The following is a 16,666-nucleotide window of genomic DNA, read 5'->3' on the forward strand; positions in this document are numbered from 1 at the left end:
ACTTCACGCTCGAACAATAAGACTTTTTGCGGAGATTATAACCCCCGAATAATTGGTAGGATCTCACTAGCAGTGTTTGTAACAGAACAGGGTTTGTTTTGCCCCGATTATCTGGGCAAATTTTTAACCACATTACGCCGCTCCTGTCAAGAGAAAAAACTTAAGTAGCATTAGGAATGCCGATCGATTTAAAAGCCAGATAGTGGCTGTCAGCACAGATGCGGTACTTTATTAATAATTAAATCTATGCGATTCTGATGATATCACCAAACTCCAAAAATATTGTGGCGATCGCTTACACTTTCATATCATATAGTCTCGGTATTCTGTTGATTCTTTCGTCACATTGGCAACTGAATATTCTAGGTATAATTGCGATCGTGCATAGTCTATCTATTGCCACGGCGTTGACTCATGAATTTATTCACGGCAACATTTTTAAGCAGCGCACTACTAATGCCTGGTGGGGTCGAGTGATGACTCATCTGAATGGAGCTTGTTATGCCCCATGGGAAAATTTGGTAGAGCATCATTTCAATCATCATTTGCATCATCTGGACGTAGTGCGATTTGATGTCGTCGAGTATCTCAACAAATTGCCTTCCTGGTGGCGATCGATTTATGTGGTGTTAGAGTGGCTATATTTTCCCGTCATGGAGTTTGAGATGCGCTGGCGGATTATTAGCGATCCGTTTCTCGATGCAAATAAACGATCGCTCAGAGGACGAACGCTAATTTTCATGCTTTATCGCGCTACTGCTTTCGTAATTCTAGCTTGGTTGTCTTGGAAAGCCCTTTTACTCTATTCGATCGCTTATATTTCCTTTGTAAATGTGATGCGGTTTGTCGATGCGTTTCATCACATTTATGATTATGCTATTGTTGGCTCGAATTTTATCCAACGCGATCGAGTCTACGAGCAAGCACGCACTTTTTCTAATTTAATATCTGTGCGATATCCTTGGCTAAATTTACTATTCCTCAATTTTGGCTACCACAATGCTCATCATCATAATATGAGTTGTCCGTGGCATGAGTTACCAGCACTGCATAATAAACTCTATGGCAATAGCGATCGTGGCTTGTTTCCTTTACCCCAATTGGTGTTTAACTATCATCGGTTTCGGATCGATCGGTTGTTTGCTGGGCAAGGTGAAATTAATCTAGACAGGGAGCTAAAGTTAGATGATTTTATCGGTGGTGTAGCTGTTTCTTTATTGACTCCGCCGTAATTGTCAATTAACGCGAGTTGGGTTGAGGATATTTGTTTAGTTCTCGTACCGCAACCGATTACAATCGAAGTTAGTAGTACTCAGTCTGCATAGGCGGACTGAGTACCTAGTAGTGCTATACCTCTTAGAGCAAGTAGGGTGGGCACTGCCCACTACATAAGTTTCAGACTATTTGGATTTAGTAAATATTTGTACCCAGCTACTTAATTAGTCTTTAGTGCGATTAATACTTGACCGCTAGAAACCATTTTTCCGGGATGACAATAAACAGCCTCGATCGATCCAGATTCTTCAGCTTCGATCGTCATTTCCATTTTCATCGCTTCGAGAATTATTAGTGTATCTCCTGGATTAACTAAATCTCCTGGCTTAACTAAAACCTGCCAAACATTGGCAGTTAAATAAGCAGAGATCGGCACGCAGTTTGCTGGTAACTCTAGTGTTGACGGTGGAGCAAGTTCTGGTTCGGTCGATTGTCTGGTAAATTCTCCAGCGGCTTCCCAAGCAGATCGTTCGGCTTGAAAGGCAGCTTGTTGTTTGGTTCTAAATGTCGCGATCGATTCGGTGTTTTCGACGAGAAATTTTTGGTATTCTGACAGGCTAAAAGTTGTCGATTCGATCTTTAGTTTCACGCGTCCATAAATTAGATCTTCTCGATATTGCAGGAGTTCTGCTGGTGAAACTGGAAAATAGCGAATTTGGTCGAAAAAGCGCAATAACCAAGGTTTAGTAAAATCTGCCGTTTGTCGATAACGATTCCAAATTGGCACGGTGCGCCCAACAAATTGATATCCACCAGGCCCTTCCATGCCATAAATACACATATAAGCTCCGCCAATTCCGACTGCATTTTCTGGCGTCCAAGTGCGGGCGGGGTTGTATTTAGTCGTAACTAGACGGTGACGCGGATCGATCGGGGTAGCTACGGGCGCGCCCAAATAAACATCACCCAATCCCAATACTAAATAGCTGGCAGCAAAAACAATTTCGCGGACGGATTCGATCGAATCTAGGCCATTAATCCGACGAATGAATTCGATATTACTCGGGCACCAGGGCGCATCATCCCGAACTGATTGAATATATTTATCGATCGCCAATTGTGTCGAATCATCATTCCAAGATAGGGGTAAATGCACGATGCGAGTAGGAACGGTCAACCGATCGACACTGGGTAAATTGGCCCTAGCAATTCTTAACAGATCGAGCAATTCTCGTTCGGCTAAAATGCGGCTATCATAATGAATTTGTAGCGATCGAATGCCAGGAGTCAGATCGATAATGCCCTCGATTGGATTGGCTTGTAAGTATTCCATCAAAGCATAAATCTGGAAGCGTAGATTTAGATCGAGGACTAATTCGCCATATTCTATTAATAGATATTTATCGCCCGATCGCCGATAGGTAGTGAGGCTGTCGCTAGCAGGTAATTTATCTACTAATAATACTTGCTCTGGAGGATAGTCTCTGGCTTCGGGCGCGAGCGTTTCAATCTCGCGATCTTGGACTAATTCTAAAGCATGAGCGCGCTCGATCGACATCGGTTGAAACCGGACTTTATCCCCTGGTTTGAGTTGACCGATTTTCCATAATTCGGCCTGAACGATCGTCACCGGACAGACAAAACCACCCAAACTAGGGCCATCATGAGCGAGAATAATCGGCATATCGCCAGTAAAATCGACAGTCCCGATCGCATAAGCATTGTCGTGAATATTTGACGGGTGCAGTCCCGCTTCACCACCATCAGTCCTCGCCCACTCTGGTTTTGGCCCAATTAGTCTAATTCCCGTTCGGGCTGAATTGTGATGGATTTCCCAATCTGTCGCGAAAAACATCTCGATGTCCGCAGAGGTAAAGAAATCTGGCGCACCGTGGGGGCCATAAGTTACGCCGATTTCCCAGCGATCTGGATAGAGAGGAATCAGATCGGGAGCTAAACTTACCAAGGGACTATTTACAGGCGCATCGTTGAAATGTAGGACATCACCAGTCCGTAAAGTCCTGCCCCCATGGCCGCCAAATTGACCGAGAGTAAAGGTAGATTTGCTGCCGAGATAGTTGGGGACATCTAAGCCACCAGCGACCGTCAAATAGGTTCTATAGCCAGCTCCGTCAATGCTGCCTAGTTTTAATACGCTGCCCGTTTTGACCTGAATTACCGTCCACCATGGCATGGGCGCGCCATCGAGAGTGGCTTTCATCTGCGCTCCAGTCAAACAAATCGCTCGATCGCAATTGAAGCGGATTTTTGGCCCCGACACCGTACATTCCAATCCAGCGGCATCTGGGGCGTTATTTAGAAGTCGGTTCCCCAGCCTAAATGCTAAATGGTCGATCGGGCCAGATGGCGGTACGCCGACATCCCAGTAACCGATCCGCCCTGGATAATCTTGAATGGTAGTCTGGATACCAGGGTCGAGAATATCGATCGAGTGCGGCTGATAATTTAAGGTATTTAAAAACCGCGTATGGACGTTTCCGGCTTGATATTCAGGTTGAGAAATCGCGCAAATTAAGTAATCGAGATTGGTTTCAATTCCAGCTATCGTCGTATTATCTAGCGTAGTTTGAAGTTGGGAAATTGCCGCATCTCGATCTCGATCGTGTACCAAAACTTTGGCTAATAATGGATCGTAATAAGGCGTAACTTCCGTACCTGCTTCAATCCAACCATCCACCCGCACATGCTCAGGGAAATTTACCGCCGTCAGCAATCCAGCACTCGGTTGGAAATTATGATGCGGATCTTCGGCATAAATGCGGACTTGAATTGCGTGTCCTTGCGGCTGATATTGGTAATTAGCTAAATCGAGATCTTCCCCCCCTGCTAGTCGCACCATCCATTCAACTAAATCGATATTACCCACTAATTCCGTCACGCCATGTTCGACTTGCAGGCGCGTATTTACCTCCAAAAAGTAGAACTCCTGACTGTCTGCATCGACGATAAATTCTACCGTACCAGCCGATCGATAGTTGACCGATTTACCTAATTTGACGGCGGCTGCATATAATTGAGATCGCAAGCTATCATCGATACCTGGAGCGGGGGTTTCTTCGACTACTTTTTGATTGCGCCGTTGCAGCGAACAATCGCGCTCGCCCAAAGCAACAACATTCCCCTTGCCATCGCCAAAGATTTGAACTTCAATATGTCTGGCGCGGGATAAATAACGCTCTAAAAAAATCCCCCCCTGACTAAAATTTTGCCTACTCAATCGATCGACTCGATCGAATGCGGCTGCTAAACTACTACTATCTCGACATATTTCCATGCCAATACCGCCACCGCCAGCCGTACTTTTGAGCATGACTGGATAACCAATCTGCGCCGCGATCGTTTCAGCTTGTGCTAGACTCTCCAGTAACTCACTACCAGTTAACATTGGAATGCCATTCTCAGCCGCGATCGACCGAGCGGTATGTTTGAGTCCAAACTGGACTAATTGGGCTGGTGTCGGGCCGATAAAAGCGATTTGAGCGGTTTCGCAAGCTGTCGCAAAGTCCGCATTCTCACTCAAAAACCCATAACCAGGATGGATCGCTCGAACGCGATTTTCTCGCGCGATTTGCAATATTCGATCGGCCTGTAAATAACTCTCGGCGGCGGTGGCTTTACCAATGCAGAATGATTCGGTTGCCGTGCTGACATGGGGTGCATGTCGATCGATCTCGGAATATAATGCGATCGATTGGATGTTTAATCGATCGAGGGTGCGGATGATTCTACAGGCGATTTCGCCGCGATTGGCAATCAGGATTCGATCGATCATAATGTGTGAATTTTTATGTATGGTTTATCGATTGTTACAATCTATATAATGAATGTTTCGTTGTGATGGAGGGCTTGCGGGTGGGGATGCCAAAGAAAGGAACACGGAGTATTTGCGTGGATCGCGTGCCCGTTGTGCCATGATAATTTCTTCACTCCAATTAATGATTGCGTTAAAATGTAGGACATATTCCCCACAAGACTTATGACACTAACTCTGGATCTCCCAGTTGAAATAGAGCAATATCTGTTACAGGAAGCAAAACAGCAAGGGCTGTCGATCGAGTCTGTGACGCTGCAACTTTTGACCAGCTCGATTATGCTTAAGCAAAAGCAAATTGATCCAGTTAACCTGCTTCAGTCTTGGATCGATGATGAAGATAGTGAAGAACAACAAGAAACAGGAGAATATTTGATCCGTGCATTAGATGAGGATCGTCTCTCCGATCGTAAATTGTTCCCCATCGAGAAGAAGGGAATAACTTGGTGAACCGAGTCATCATATTGGATGCAGGGCCACTTGGTCTCATCACCAATCCCAAGCTATCTTCCGAAAGTGTTGCTTGTGCCCAATGGCTCCAAGCGCATATCATAGCTGGAAGTCGCGCGATCGTTCCAGAGATTGCCGACTATGAGGTTCGTCGTGAGCTGTTGAGAGCAAACAAGACAAAAGGCATTTCTCGTCTAGATGATTTGGCCAAATCGATCGAATATTTGCCCATTACAACGACAGCAATGCGCCAAGCTGCAAAACTGTGGGCACAAGCTCGCCAGCAAGGTCAACCGACAGCAGGAGATCAGCAATTCCAAATTCAAAAATCTAGGAAGAGTTGGCGACCAGAGTGGAAGCCGAGCCGTAAAGCATGAAATCAATCAAAGAAGGCCAACTCTCAAAGAGTAAATATTTGGTAAGACTGAGGATATCTTGAAAAAAGCCTTTACGAGTAACACGCTTGAGACGAATCTGTCCATATGCAAGATCTGTTAAATGCAAAACAGTGTGAAAAAGGAATGCCAACAGGTTCAGCGTCAATAAACAAGCAGCTAAATGCTGCTGACCATGCCCAAAGTTATGCTCCAGATGATATCCCTTTGTTTTGAGCACATTATGATTTTCATTTTCGGTCTTCCAACGACATCGACCAGCCGCAGCAACCAGAGGTACGCTCTGTTCGTTTAATTCATGGCGGGTAATAAATGAATTTTCATATAATATTTCTCCATCTGATTGGCGGGTATGGATTAGTTTACACCAATTGACCTTCATTGCTGGCTGGGAGTCCCTTAGAGGAATTCCATTCACATATTGATAGCTATATAATTCGCTTGAATTGCTGTTCCACTGTTTCACTTCTAGCTTTTTCACCTCGCCAATACCATCCAAGTATTTCAACCAATCATAAACAGCAGTATGAGACGTTTCTAAACAGGTAAAGATAAAGTTCATTCCCGACGCTATCACCTGTTCACACATTGGTTGGTGACTGTAGAGGTCATCTCCGAGTAGAGTGATTGCTTGTCCTTGGAATTCTGGGGCATGAGTTTTGAGCCATCGTTTAGCTGCTGCCACTTCGCAGTCCTGCTTCTGGTGACCATCTTGAGGTGTGATGAATTCCGGAGCTAAGGAAATTACTTGAGATTGCCCAGGCGCAACTATTACAGGCAAAATGGCACTGTGGAAGTAAGTTACTGTGCCATTTTTGTGGGTACGGCTCGAACAGCATTTACAGTTGAGTTTGTGCGAGTCAAAATACTGAGTTCCATCCAGCGCAACTAGTAATCCACCGAGATATTCAAACGGTTTCAAGTGACCTTCTCGTCTTAAAGACTGATAGACGTGATTGAATACTCCAAATAGTGCTGTGGCTGAAATTTCATCCAGGATATTCCGAATTTGCGGCACTGTTGGGATTTTAATCATGCCAAACAGTGTCTGAGCATTGCTTTTGCCCTGATTGCTATTCATGTGCCGCTGATGTTCTAAAAAGGATTCGCTTTGCATGAAAAACATCGAAAATGCTCCCAACACAGCATCTCTGATGGTGTATTTAGTGCCATTGCTGGCAAGGCGCGGATCTTTCATCTGAAGAATTGCTCGGTTCAGATAGACTATCAATACCCCAAAACTCAGCTTCATTGGCTCCATTCTGCTTCTCTTTTTGAAGTCTCTCTATTCTCCTGCTCACCCTACCAAGTTGTCAAAATCTGAATTTGGAATTGCTGGCAGGAGATAAAACTATCGATGCTGATATGATTTTGGTGGCTCAAGCCATGACTCTTGAAATTCCAGATCTTGTAATTGCGACAACCAATCTAGGACATCTGTCGAGATTTATTACCGCCGAGTTATGGCAAGACATCATTCCAAGTTGACCCATGCTCGGAGCCAAACTATAACGAGCTAAAGTTTACCTGTTATTGTTTATCCCAAATTACCAACCGAATTGGCGTAGGATTGTAGGCATTACAGGGATTATTTACCTGGGGACAATTAGATATTAATACCATCACATCCATCTCCGCTTGTAGCTCCACAATCTTCCCTGCTTCAGAAATACCATCGACAATTTCCAAACTGCCATCGGCACTGACTGGCACATTCATATAGAAGTTAATATTACTCACCAAATCTCGCTTATTCATTTCATACTTACTCAATTCTAGTAAGTAGTTTTCTACACAGGCGTGGAGATGTTTTTTGTGCAATCCATAACGAACCGAATTACTTTCCATACTGCACGCACCGCCGACGGTATCGTGACGACCGCAGGTATCATTAATAACTGTCATCATTACATTCCCTTCATTGGAAATAATCTTGGTACCAGTAGTAATAAAGATATTCCCTTGACGAACGATCGTATCGGGCGCACTATAACGCTCGGATGGATCGTGAGCATTATAAAATATGGTATCGACTGCTTGATTGCCCTGGAGGTCGATAATGCGCAGAGTCTGACCGGACTTGACTACTCGCGACCAAGGTTGACGGGCTGGAATTTCCTCATCATAAATAGCATCAGCCGGATCGAGTGTGGGATTAAAAATTGTAGAAATCATGTTGAGTTTATTGGGTTAATAATGTTACTAAATATGGGCGCGATCGATTGTAAAAATCTGTAGGGGCGGGTTTATGCCATTAATTACGCTTACACCAAAAATTTAATTCAAACCCGCCCACCCCACAAATTAATTAACGATCGATTAATCCTGGGCAAATAGCGCGTCAGTATTGATAAATCCGCGCACGACTTCAGGATTTGCCGTCCGACAAACGTCATCAGCCGTCGGTGCTGGCGATTTCCAGATTGTTAATTGAATTGGCTGCGGCTTGTACTCGGTACTCGGATGCAAAACATGGGGACAATTTGACACGATCGCGAGGACATTCATCTCAGCTCGCAAATCAATATAATTACCCGCTTGCTCGCAAGATCGATCGTATTGCAAATTGCCATCGGGCAAGACATGAACGCGACTGAATAAATTGATATTTGGCATCAAATCTTTACGGCTTAAGCCCCGTTTTCCCAATGCTTTGAGAAAGTTGTTGCGCGAGTTGTTAAAGTCGCCGTCGCCATATTTAGCGGTATTACTTGCCGCATTACTACAGCCGCAAATCAAGTCATGACAGCCAGATGTATCGCTAGTAATCGAGCATAAAATTCTGCCCATATCCGAATACATTACCATCCCTTGTTTGAGGAAGGCATTAAACTGGATTTTGGCAGTGTCGGCGACATTCAGCCGTTCGATCGGATTGTCGGCATTGTATAAAACTAGGGAAACACCGTGCGATCCGGCTGAGTCAGTAATGCGGAGCGTATTACCTCGCTTAATGATGCCATGCCAATAGTCGCCTCCTGGCAACTTTTCATTGAGTAGCACTAGATTGGCATCGATTTCTTGCTGTGAAGCTATAGTTGTAGTCATTGCAGGTTATCCAGATCGAGCGTGTAATTGGGTCACAGTTGGAGCTTATATCGATCGCCGAGGAGTTCCACAGCTTGAGCTGAAGTGGTTCTCCCGGGCTTTTATCCCGCCGTGTGACCGAATTAGTGGTATCTATACACCCCAATCGGCGGCTTCTCTCGGACCAGTCATCGACAATAATGCGATCGGAACCCTAGAAGCAATCCTAAATCAATCTTTAATTTTAGTATGAAGATCTTAGCAACCCGTTCTTCAATAAAAAAGTATCGACAGATACATTTATTCGATCGAAATGAGCGCACCCGTTCGCCCCTAACTTTGAGAACGGTAACTTTTGCGCTGGTGGCTTTATGACTCGCTCGAGATATTTCCCTTGGATATAAGATAATTACGCCAACCACCAAATTTAGTAATTTCCTGTTGTCCCTCACATAAAAATGGCTCGCCCAGAACGCCCAAAACCTCGCGATTGTCGGCTAATTTAATTTTGCCAATACACAATCCTGCTGGCTCCTGTTGTAGGATTCGTACTAGTTCCACCACAGGGACAGACCAGATTTCTAAAGCGATCGATTGTCCCCTGGCACTCACTCTCATCATAGCCGGATGGCGATCTGCGATCGACCACAAACGATAAATCGGAGCGGTAGTGGTTTCTTCAAAAAATAGTGCGCCCACCTGTTGTAAATTGTCATTTAGCTCCAATCCGCGCATCAAAGTTCCATTCACAGCTAACTTGCAAGTATCTGACATATTTTAAAGTAATGATTTTTGGTTGTTGATGAATACAATCGGAATTCAAGTTTCAAAGTTTCTTGCAAGAAATTCAATAAATTCATCATCGATCGATCCTAATTACGATCTTGTCCATACTAAACTAAATCAAAATCATTCAACACTATTCTCGTTTTCTAATCAGAAACCCGCCCTCATTGCGACGCTCCGGTTATTTTTCCCGAAGATGGAAGTGAGACAGCGGACTTCGCACCACAAGCGGCGATTTGACTCGTCAGCGGTTGTTAGTCAAGAAGTATTGCCCGTACTCTCTTTTCTGCCATCTGTAGCCTTACTAAAGTGAATGGGTATAACTGGCTCCCAATGGCATTTATGCTCTCCGTCGCACACACGCCGAGCAAGACAAGTTTATCTACATCTTGCGCCGATCGGCGATCGGGGTTTGGGTTTTTGATGAAAGAAGTTAGAATTGTTAAACTTATGATTTTTTTAAGATTCATTTATGACTGTGAGTGCTATTGCTGAAACTGGTGCGTCGTTTGACGACCGAACTACTTTTGATGCGATTATTATTGGTTCGGGAATTGGCGGATTGGTAACGGCGACTCAGTTGGCTGCTAAAGGTGCGAAAGTATTGGTGTTGGAACGATACCTGATCCCCGGTGGCAGTGCGGGTTATTTCGATCGTCAGGGGTATCGATTCGATGTTGGTGCTTCGATGATTTTTGGATTTGGGAAGCAAGGGACTACTAATTTATTGACGCGCGCGCTCGCCGCCGTGGGTGAAAGTATCGAAACGGTGGCAGATGCGGTACAGGTACAATATCATTTGCCTAAAGACTTAGATATTAAAGTTCACCGAGACTACGAACAGTTTTTGCAAGAATTAGCGACCAAATTTCCACAGTCGGCTAGCGGCATTCGCAAATTTTATGATGAGTGTTGGCAAGTATTCAACTGTCTGAATGCGATGGATTTACTGTCGCTGGAGGAGTTGCGGTATCTCACTCGGGTATTCTTCCAGCATCCGGCTTCTTGCCTAGGTTTAGTTAAGTATTTACCATTAAATGTCGGCGACATCGCTCGTAAGTATATTCGCGATCCCGAGGTTTTGAAGTTTATCGATATCGAATGCTATATTTGGTCGGTGGTACCTGCGGAAATGACCCCAATGATTAATGCAGGAATGGTATTTTCCGATCGACATTATGGTGGTATTAATTATCCTAAAGGTGGGGTCGGTCAAATTGCCCAAAAGTTAGTTTCGGGACTAGAAAAAGCTGGTGGCAAAATTCAATACCAATCGCGAGTGACAAAAATTGTCACTGAAGGGGGTCGCGCTGTTGGTGTCGAATTAGCAAATGGCAAAACTTTGCGTGCCAAGAAAATTGTCTCCAATGCCACTCGCTGGGATACTTTCGAGCAATTATTACCGCCAGCAGAGATGCCCAGCAAAGAACGCAAATGGCAAGAACGCTATCAAAAATCGCCAGCTTTTTTGAGTCTGCATTTGGGGGTAGAGGCGCGGGTATTGCCCGAAGGCACCGAGTGTCACCACGTCCTGCTAGAAGATTGGACGCAGATGGAGCAGCCAGAGGGGACGATTTTTGTGTCGATTCCCACTTTACTCGATCCGAGTTTGGCACCAGAGGGGCATCATATCATTCATGCGTTTACACCCAGTTGGATGAGCGATTGGCAAGGTTTGAGTCCGACGGAATATCAAGCCAAAAAAGAAGAACGTGCGGGAGTCGTAATCGATCGATTAGAGCGCATTTTTCCTGGTTTAAACGCTGGTTTGGATTTTATGGAAATCGGTACTCCCCGCACTCACCGTCGCTTTTTGGGTCGTGCTGATGGTAGTTACGGGCCGATCCCGCGCCGCAAGTTACCAGGATTATTAAACATGCCCTTCAATCGCACCGCAGTACCGGGACTCTATTGTGTGGGCGATAGCACTTTTCCGGGACAAGGATTGAATGCCGTGGCATTTTCGGGATTTGCGTGCGCGCACCGAATCGCCGCCGATTTGGGCATGTAGAGCGGTACTACAGTGCAATAGTGGAAACTGTCGGGGCAATTCCGGAATTGCCCCATTTTTAGCTGTATGAGTTGGTAGGTTTTTAGAATGCTATAAAATGCGGATTTTCTTCGCTTACTTTATACCTAAAATTCAACTGCTCTTGATTACAATATGGATATCGGGGCAACTTGCCGCCGACCGTCACATTATCGACTTGTCACAAACCCCATGAAAGCTCCGCTTGTGTTGCTCGCGCTCCTCTTGTCCGCTCTCTCAATGCCAACCGCTGTTGCTGCCTCGCCTAGCTTGCCTGTAAATACGACCAAGCCTGCTGAATCCCATAATTATCAAGGTACTACTAAATTTCAACAAGGAGACCCGCGCGGGGCAATATTAGAATTCGATCGGGCGATCTCGATCGATCCAAAATATGCTGAAGCCTACATCAATCGCGCCGTTGCCAAGCTGGGGTTGGGCGACAAACAGGGGGCAATTTCTGACTACAGTCGCGCGATCGAGATCGATCCTCAAGATGCTCTCAATTACTACAATCGTGGTGTAGCCAAATTTGATGCAGGAGATAAGCAGGGCGCGCTATCTGACTTCAATCGCGCGATCGCCATCAAGCCTGATGATGCGGAAAGTTACTGCAATCGTGGTGCCGTGAAGTTGTCTCTAGGAAACAAGAAAGGCGGGATTGCCGATTTGAATGCAGGTGCTAAATTATTTCGCCAGCAGGGGCAGATGAGCGACTATCAAAAAACGATCGAGCTAATTCGACAAGCTAAAAAATAGCTGGCGAGCGGGGGAAAATAGGAAACTAGGAGCGATCGCTCTTATGATAATTAAGAGCTACTGAGATCTTTTAACTTGTACTAACAGTTGTCAAGATCTGTCAAAAGTCGATCGCTTCTCGATTTGGGAATGATAATTTAATAAATAGACACCGAAGAACTATATTTATTGAGTTAGGAAGGATAAAAGTTTCCCTGGGCAAAGTAGATGTGGTGTCTCCGATCTATTTACCCAACACAGCAAAGAATTGAGCTTATCGTCAATTCGTTCTTGCTTTTCCCACCACTAAAATGCAAGTCCTAAATTATAGATAGCTGTGTCGATGTTAACCCTTAGTTAATCCCTATTTTCACCTATCTTGTATTTGAAGACAGCCCAGTCACCATTGACTGGGCTAAACTGTTTTTGGGTTCAAATCGTGAGATCGACCTCAATCTGCAACTTGCAGCTCGGCAAAATCACAATTTTTCGCCGCTAACTCGGCACTATCTTGGGATTGGAGATAGTTTTGCCATGCCGCCGGAGAAACTCGATAACTACCCAATTGCGCGGTGATGTTTGCGACTAAGGGCGAATCGGGAAAGAAACAACCAAACATCTTGGCGCAACTTTCAGGCGTGAGATAACCTAACTCAAATTCGCGATCGCATCTACCGGGACGAATCAGGGCGGGATCGAGCTGCGAGCGATGATTGGTAGTGAGGATGGTAATGCTGCCTTCGACGGCTCCTGCGCCGTCTAGGGTATTGAGGAGCGCGCTAAATGATAGTTCGCCCAAGGGTTTGCGCCCAGAAAATACACTATCGATATCTTCTAAGGCGACGAGCGAAGTGGCCGTGATTTCCGACCAAGCACGGAGCAGCGCACTATCGTCCATATCGGTCAGGGAAAGCGAGACAAGTTGCCTGTCGTAGTGACTAGCGATCGCTTGAATTAGGGAGCTTTTACCAGTCCCTGGGGGGCCGTAGAGAAGATATCCGCGCCGCCAGGGAATGCCACGTTGTCGATACAGATCGCGACTTTGGAGAAAGCGATCGAGATCGCTAAATAGTTCGGTTTCAGTCTGGGCATCGATGGCTAGAGTCTCGATGCGGCGTTTGGTTTGAGTCCGGACGATCGAAATCGTCCCGCCAATTAGACGTACGATTAACGGAGCTTCGAGATTGTAATTAGTTTCGATTTTTGTCAACCAGGTAAGCATTTGCGGCTGCCACCATCGCAATGTTGCGAGTGTCAAAAGCTGGGTATTCTGGAGATCGGTGACTTTAAAGTCGTGACGGCGGATGCCGATATAGGCACCTTGATAACCGACACCAATCCATCCCGATCGCGGTTGGAGTCTGGTTTTGAGCGTGGGTGATTCGACTGCTGGCGGGACTAGTGGCGTGGCGGTGTAGATTAATTCGCTAAAGTCATAAACTTTGCCCGTGCGTTCTAGCTCCCAACAAATCGCGCTATAAATTGGGTTGGTTTCGGCGATCGTAATTTGACACGCCAATCGCTGAAGCCCAAATTCAATGATGATTTTGAGCAAATCACCACCATAACGGATGACTAAGCCGCCCAGAAACAACCAAATCGGATCGAGACTATTAAACATCTAGGAGTTGGGAATTGGGAGTTGCGGCTCGCGCGAAGCTTTGTAGAGCGAGCACTGCCCGCCCTACTAATCTAATCTGTTAGTTATTTAATTTACCAATCTTCTCTGTGCTCCTCGCCATCAAGAAATCTAAGAGGCGATCGACAAAAGCGATAATTCTAACCCAACTTCGCGCGAACTATCAGTGCGGTAATATTATCATGACCGTTATATTCATTGGCAAAATCAATCAATCGATCGACTCCTGCTTGCAGATTAGAGTCAGTCGATAATAGTGGTGCCACATTTGTCAACCAGTAATTTTCGAGTAATTGATTATCGGTCAAACCATCTGAAGCCAAGACAATTAAAGTATCTTCTTGCAATTCAAAAAATCTAATATCGGGCGCGATATAATTGCGATCTCTAGGCCCGATCGCCTGAGTTAATTGATAAGAATCGGGACGACCGTAAGCAATATCGGGATCGACGCCGCGCAAAATTTGTTGTTGTCCGACTTCATGATCCAAAGTGAGCTGGATCAATCCTTGAGTGGGTGTAATGCCATAACAGCGGGAATCACCGACGTGGGCGACGGCAATATTTCGATCTTGTACCAGCACCAGTACCAGTGTCGTCCCCATTCTGCCACTGCCCTGGGCGGCATTTTTTTGATTGATATCAAATACAGCTTCATTTGCGGCTACGATTCCTTCCCGAATCGTAAGCTCGTCGGGCAGAGTATCCTCATGCCAGCAGGTTGCAAAATAATCGCGTAAGATATCGACGGTCATGGAGCTGGCGATTTCGCCGCCAGCATGTCCCCCCATGCCGTCGCAGAGAATATACAAACCTCTAGCGGTGATGCTTCTGCCTTTAGGGGTATCTTGTCGATCGATCCGGCTGACGATCCCGTAACAATCTTCATTATGGTCGCGTTTTTTGCCTGTATGGGTTGCCGCCGCTTGTTCTAAATCGAGTAAGTTCAGAGCCAGAGCCATAGTCGGCGCATCTTGCGGAGAACTCAAATCTGCGGAACTAGGAGGCTGGAGCGGCGCGCTGAGTTGCTTGGGTTCTAGTTCGTAAGCAATTTGCCCAAGTCTGGCTCTAACTTCTTCAACGCGCTCTATTTCACCGCTGTGAATGGCTTGTAACAAATTCACCAATGACAATGAGTGTAACTGATTCGCGTCAGCCAGATTGAATCGATCGAATAAAACTTTCCACATCTGTGCCAGATCCGCAAGCTGGAGTTGGCGATCTGTCGGCTCTGGGTACAGCCGCCCAAAGCAAATCCTACCATCTTCATCCAGCAGCAGATTGGCAACTTCTAATAAACTCTGGCGCATTTGCCACGGTTCTAGAGCTACCCACAATTTGAGTGTAGAGTCTAGCCAATAAATCCGCTGCGAGGAGGGAATATGCGGCTCGTTCCAATTATCGATCAACTGCGGCCAAGTACTGCGATCTTCGACGATTGTCACTGTTTTGCCATCGTTTTTCCAACTATCTCGGATCGTGGGGATCGTACCGGGCAAGCTGACTTGCAGCGCGATGTATGCTTGGGCGACCTTGGGAATGCCATGGCTATTCCAAAATTGCCATTGGCGGTATATTTCTGGCGAACGCGTGGCAATTGGGGCAATCGCTACACCGTCTACAGCTTGGTTGGCAGCATCAGCAGTCATACTATCTATGGTGACGGGTTCTTGCTCCATCAATATCTCCAACAGGGAATTACAGAAAGGTTGACGATCGATTACACGGACTTGGCTGGAATCATTCGGTTTTAAAAGCTGAATAACTACCGGATCGAGTAATCTATATTGACATTGAGGACCGAGATATGTCGTCGGTACCAGCGGCTGACTGTTGATGAGGGCTGGGTCGTTGGGACCGTCCCCTGGAGACGGGATCGCTGGCGACACGCCATTATTGTTGCTGGGATCTGGCGGTGAATCGGTCGTATCCCAAGGACTAATCGTTAAATCGTCGTTAATGGATAGCGGCACAGATAAGCTATCTGCAAGATCGTTTGCAGGTCCAGCGGAACCCGTTGGCTGAACGAGCGTTGCGGTGGGGGGTGTGGGGGAATCCCACGGATTGGGGTATTGTTCGCTGTCTAGATAGTCAGTGCTCGATTCTCTAGCTACAGAGAGCGGGTATAACTCTTCAGTATTACTACAAACTGCATCTGCTGTGTCATTGGCTCTAACTTCTGCTACAGCCGGAGCCGGAGTTTGTGGTGGCTCGATGTTCTCATCCGCCGTCGGCTCGATAATCGCCCACCAGTAGGTACCGCTGGTTGCTTGACATTGAGAGCAACTTTCTGCATCAAATTCTACATTGTTGCCACAACTTTTACACGCATAGTGCTTGAGCGATCGACCACAATCTTGACAAAAATTGTGGTGCTGCGGATTTACTGAATGACAGTAGGGACAGATAAGCATAGAGATAGATGACAACAGAGCGATTCAGGTAGATGGGGTAGCAGCCTCGTAGGTGCGGTTTGAGTCGAAGATACTTTGGAACGAGCGGTTTTCACAGGGTTGGATCTAAGCACTTCCATAACTATGAAGAGTTTCCCACAT

The 16,666-nt window shown here is 45.9% G+C and carries 14 protein-coding genes and 1 riboswitch; of the genes, 7 read left to right on the top strand and 7 right to left on the bottom strand.

Going from position 1 to position 16,666, the window contains the following annotated elements; genetic code table 11:
* Positions 1 to 257 precede the first annotated feature (257 nt).
* Positions 258 to 1,232 (top strand): fatty acid desaturase, encoded by a 975-nt coding sequence (locus CHA6605_RS21865; RefSeq protein ID WP_015161558.1) that lies wholly within the window; start codon positions 258 to 260, stop codon positions 1,230 to 1,232.
* A 203-nt stretch (positions 1,233 to 1,435) separates the two neighbouring features.
* On the opposite strand, the gene uca is transcribed toward CHA6605_RS21865, so the two are convergent.
* Complete coding sequence (uca, locus tag CHA6605_RS21870) at positions 1,436 to 5,008, bottom strand: urea carboxylase (protein WP_015161559.1); 3,573 nt, start codon at positions 5,006 to 5,008, stop codon at positions 1,436 to 1,438.
* A 204-nt stretch (positions 5,009 to 5,212) separates the two neighbouring features.
* Here uca and CHA6605_RS21875 point away from each other — a divergent pair, with 204 nt between their 5' ends.
* Positions 5,213 to 5,497, top strand: coding sequence for a hypothetical protein (locus tag CHA6605_RS21875; protein WP_015161560.1), 285 nt, complete (start codon positions 5,213 to 5,215; stop codon positions 5,495 to 5,497).
* A complete protein-coding gene (locus CHA6605_RS35845) occupies positions 5,494 to 5,874 on the top strand; it encodes a PIN domain-containing protein (RefSeq protein ID WP_015161561.1) in 381 nt (126 codons plus the stop codon). The genes CHA6605_RS21875 and CHA6605_RS35845 overlap by 4 nt, the downstream gene beginning before the upstream one ends.
* On the opposite strand, the gene CHA6605_RS21885 is transcribed toward CHA6605_RS35845, so the two are convergent.
* Complete coding sequence (locus CHA6605_RS21885) at positions 5,828 to 7,153, bottom strand: ISNCY family transposase (RefSeq protein WP_015158142.1); 1,326 nt, start codon at positions 7,151 to 7,153, stop codon at positions 5,828 to 5,830. The genes CHA6605_RS35845 and CHA6605_RS21885 overlap by 47 nt on opposite strands.
* 65 nt (positions 7,154 to 7,218) lie before the next feature.
* On the opposite strand from CHA6605_RS21885, the gene CHA6605_RS31950 reads away from it, so the two are divergent.
* The gene (locus tag CHA6605_RS31950) at positions 7,219 to 7,380 is read left to right on the top strand and encodes a hypothetical protein (RefSeq protein ID WP_232432116.1); all 162 of its coding nucleotides are present in this window, start codon (positions 7,219 to 7,221) and stop codon (positions 7,378 to 7,380) included.
* Positions 7,381 to 7,422: 42 nt separating this feature from the next.
* On the opposite strand, the gene CHA6605_RS21890 is transcribed toward CHA6605_RS31950, so the two are convergent.
* The 3 genes from CHA6605_RS21890 to CHA6605_RS21900 all read right to left on the bottom strand — a co-directional run bounded on the left by CHA6605_RS21890 (position 7,423) and on the right by CHA6605_RS21900 (position 9,693).
* Positions 7,423 to 8,067 (bottom strand): urea amidolyase associated protein UAAP2, encoded by a 645-nt coding sequence (locus CHA6605_RS21890; protein WP_015161562.1) that lies wholly within the window; start codon positions 8,065 to 8,067, stop codon positions 7,423 to 7,425.
* Positions 8,068 to 8,211: 144 nt separating this feature from the next.
* On the bottom strand, positions 8,212 to 8,940 hold the full coding sequence (locus CHA6605_RS21895; protein WP_015161563.1) for an urea amidolyase associated protein UAAP1: 729 nt from the start codon (positions 8,938 to 8,940) through the stop codon (positions 8,212 to 8,214).
* An 88-nt stretch (positions 8,941 to 9,028) separates the two neighbouring features.
* Positions 9,029 to 9,148: riboswitch (guanidine-I (ykkC/yxkD leader) on the bottom strand.
* Positions 9,149 to 9,288: 140 nt separating this feature from the next.
* Positions 9,289 to 9,693: an allophanate hydrolase-related protein gene (locus tag CHA6605_RS21900; protein ID WP_015161564.1), complete on the bottom strand. Its 405-nt coding sequence runs from the start codon at positions 9,691 to 9,693 to the stop codon at positions 9,289 to 9,291.
* Between the two features lie 28 nt (positions 9,694 to 9,721).
* On the opposite strand from CHA6605_RS21900, the gene CHA6605_RS34430 reads away from it, so the two are divergent.
* From CHA6605_RS34430 to CHA6605_RS21915, 3 genes are all read left to right on the top strand, one after another.
* Positions 9,722 to 10,018 carry a hypothetical protein gene (locus tag CHA6605_RS34430; RefSeq protein WP_157260071.1) on the top strand — a complete coding sequence of 99 codons (297 nt, stop codon included), beginning with the start codon at positions 9,722 to 9,724 and terminating at the stop codon, positions 10,016 to 10,018.
* A gap of 159 nt (positions 10,019 to 10,177) precedes the next feature.
* On the top strand, positions 10,178 to 11,716 hold the full coding sequence (gene crtH, locus CHA6605_RS21910) for a carotenoid isomerase (RefSeq protein ID WP_015161565.1): 1,539 nt from the start codon (positions 10,178 to 10,180) through the stop codon (positions 11,714 to 11,716).
* 210 nt (positions 11,717 to 11,926) lie between these two features.
* Positions 11,927 to 12,493 (top strand): tetratricopeptide repeat protein, encoded by a 567-nt coding sequence (locus CHA6605_RS21915; protein WP_051038958.1) that lies wholly within the window; start codon positions 11,927 to 11,929, stop codon positions 12,491 to 12,493.
* 430 nt (positions 12,494 to 12,923) lie between these two features.
* On the opposite strand, the gene CHA6605_RS21920 is transcribed toward CHA6605_RS21915, so the two are convergent.
* A complete protein-coding gene (locus CHA6605_RS21920; protein ID WP_015161567.1) occupies positions 12,924 to 14,093 on the bottom strand; it encodes an AAA family ATPase in 1,170 nt (389 codons plus the stop codon).
* Between the two features lie 158 nt (positions 14,094 to 14,251).
* Positions 14,252 to 16,525 carry a serine/threonine phosphatase gene (locus CHA6605_RS21925; protein WP_015161568.1) on the bottom strand — a complete coding sequence of 758 codons (2,274 nt, stop codon included), beginning with the start codon at positions 16,523 to 16,525 and terminating at the stop codon, positions 14,252 to 14,254.
* Between the last annotated feature and the right edge of the window lie 141 nt (positions 16,526 to 16,666).

The organism is Chamaesiphon minutus PCC 6605 (genome assembly GCF_000317145.1).
GTDB classification, from domain to species: Bacteria; Cyanobacteriota; Cyanobacteriia; order Cyanobacteriales; family Chamaesiphonaceae; genus Chamaesiphon; species Chamaesiphon minutus.

Excerpts from the sequence above, each read along its gene's own strand:
- CHA6605_RS21865 (WP_015161558.1), top strand. The coding sequence starts at position 258 with ATGATATCACCAAACTCCAAAAATATTGTGGCGATCGCTTACACTTTC.
- uca (WP_015161559.1), bottom strand. The coding sequence starts at position 5,008 with ATGATCGATCGAATCCTGATTGCCAATCGCGGCGAAATCGCCTGTAGA.
- CHA6605_RS21875 (WP_015161560.1), top strand. The coding sequence starts at position 5,213 with ATGACACTAACTCTGGATCTCCCAGTTGAAATAGAGCAATATCTGTTA.
- CHA6605_RS21885 (WP_015158142.1), bottom strand. The coding sequence starts at position 7,153 with ATGGAGCCAATGAAGCTGAGTTTTGGGGTATTGATAGTCTATCTGAAC.
- CHA6605_RS21890 (WP_015161562.1), bottom strand. The coding sequence starts at position 8,067 with ATGATTTCTACAATTTTTAATCCCACACTCGATCCGGCTGATGCTATT.
- CHA6605_RS21895 (WP_015161563.1), bottom strand. The coding sequence starts at position 8,940 with ATGACTACAACTATAGCTTCACAGCAAGAAATCGATGCCAATCTAGTG.
- CHA6605_RS21900 (WP_015161564.1), bottom strand. The coding sequence starts at position 9,693 with ATGTCAGATACTTGCAAGTTAGCTGTGAATGGAACTTTGATGCGCGGA.
- CHA6605_RS34430 (WP_157260071.1), top strand. The coding sequence starts at position 9,722 with ATGAATACAATCGGAATTCAAGTTTCAAAGTTTCTTGCAAGAAATTCA.
- crtH (WP_015161565.1), top strand. The coding sequence starts at position 10,178 with ATGACTGTGAGTGCTATTGCTGAAACTGGTGCGTCGTTTGACGACCGA.
- CHA6605_RS21915 (WP_051038958.1), top strand. The coding sequence starts at position 11,927 with ATGAAAGCTCCGCTTGTGTTGCTCGCGCTCCTCTTGTCCGCTCTCTCA.
- CHA6605_RS21920 (WP_015161567.1), bottom strand. The coding sequence starts at position 14,093 with ATGTTTAATAGTCTCGATCCGATTTGGTTGTTTCTGGGCGGCTTAGTC.
- CHA6605_RS21925 (WP_015161568.1), bottom strand. The coding sequence starts at position 16,525 with ATGCTTATCTGTCCCTACTGTCATTCAGTAAATCCGCAGCACCACAAT.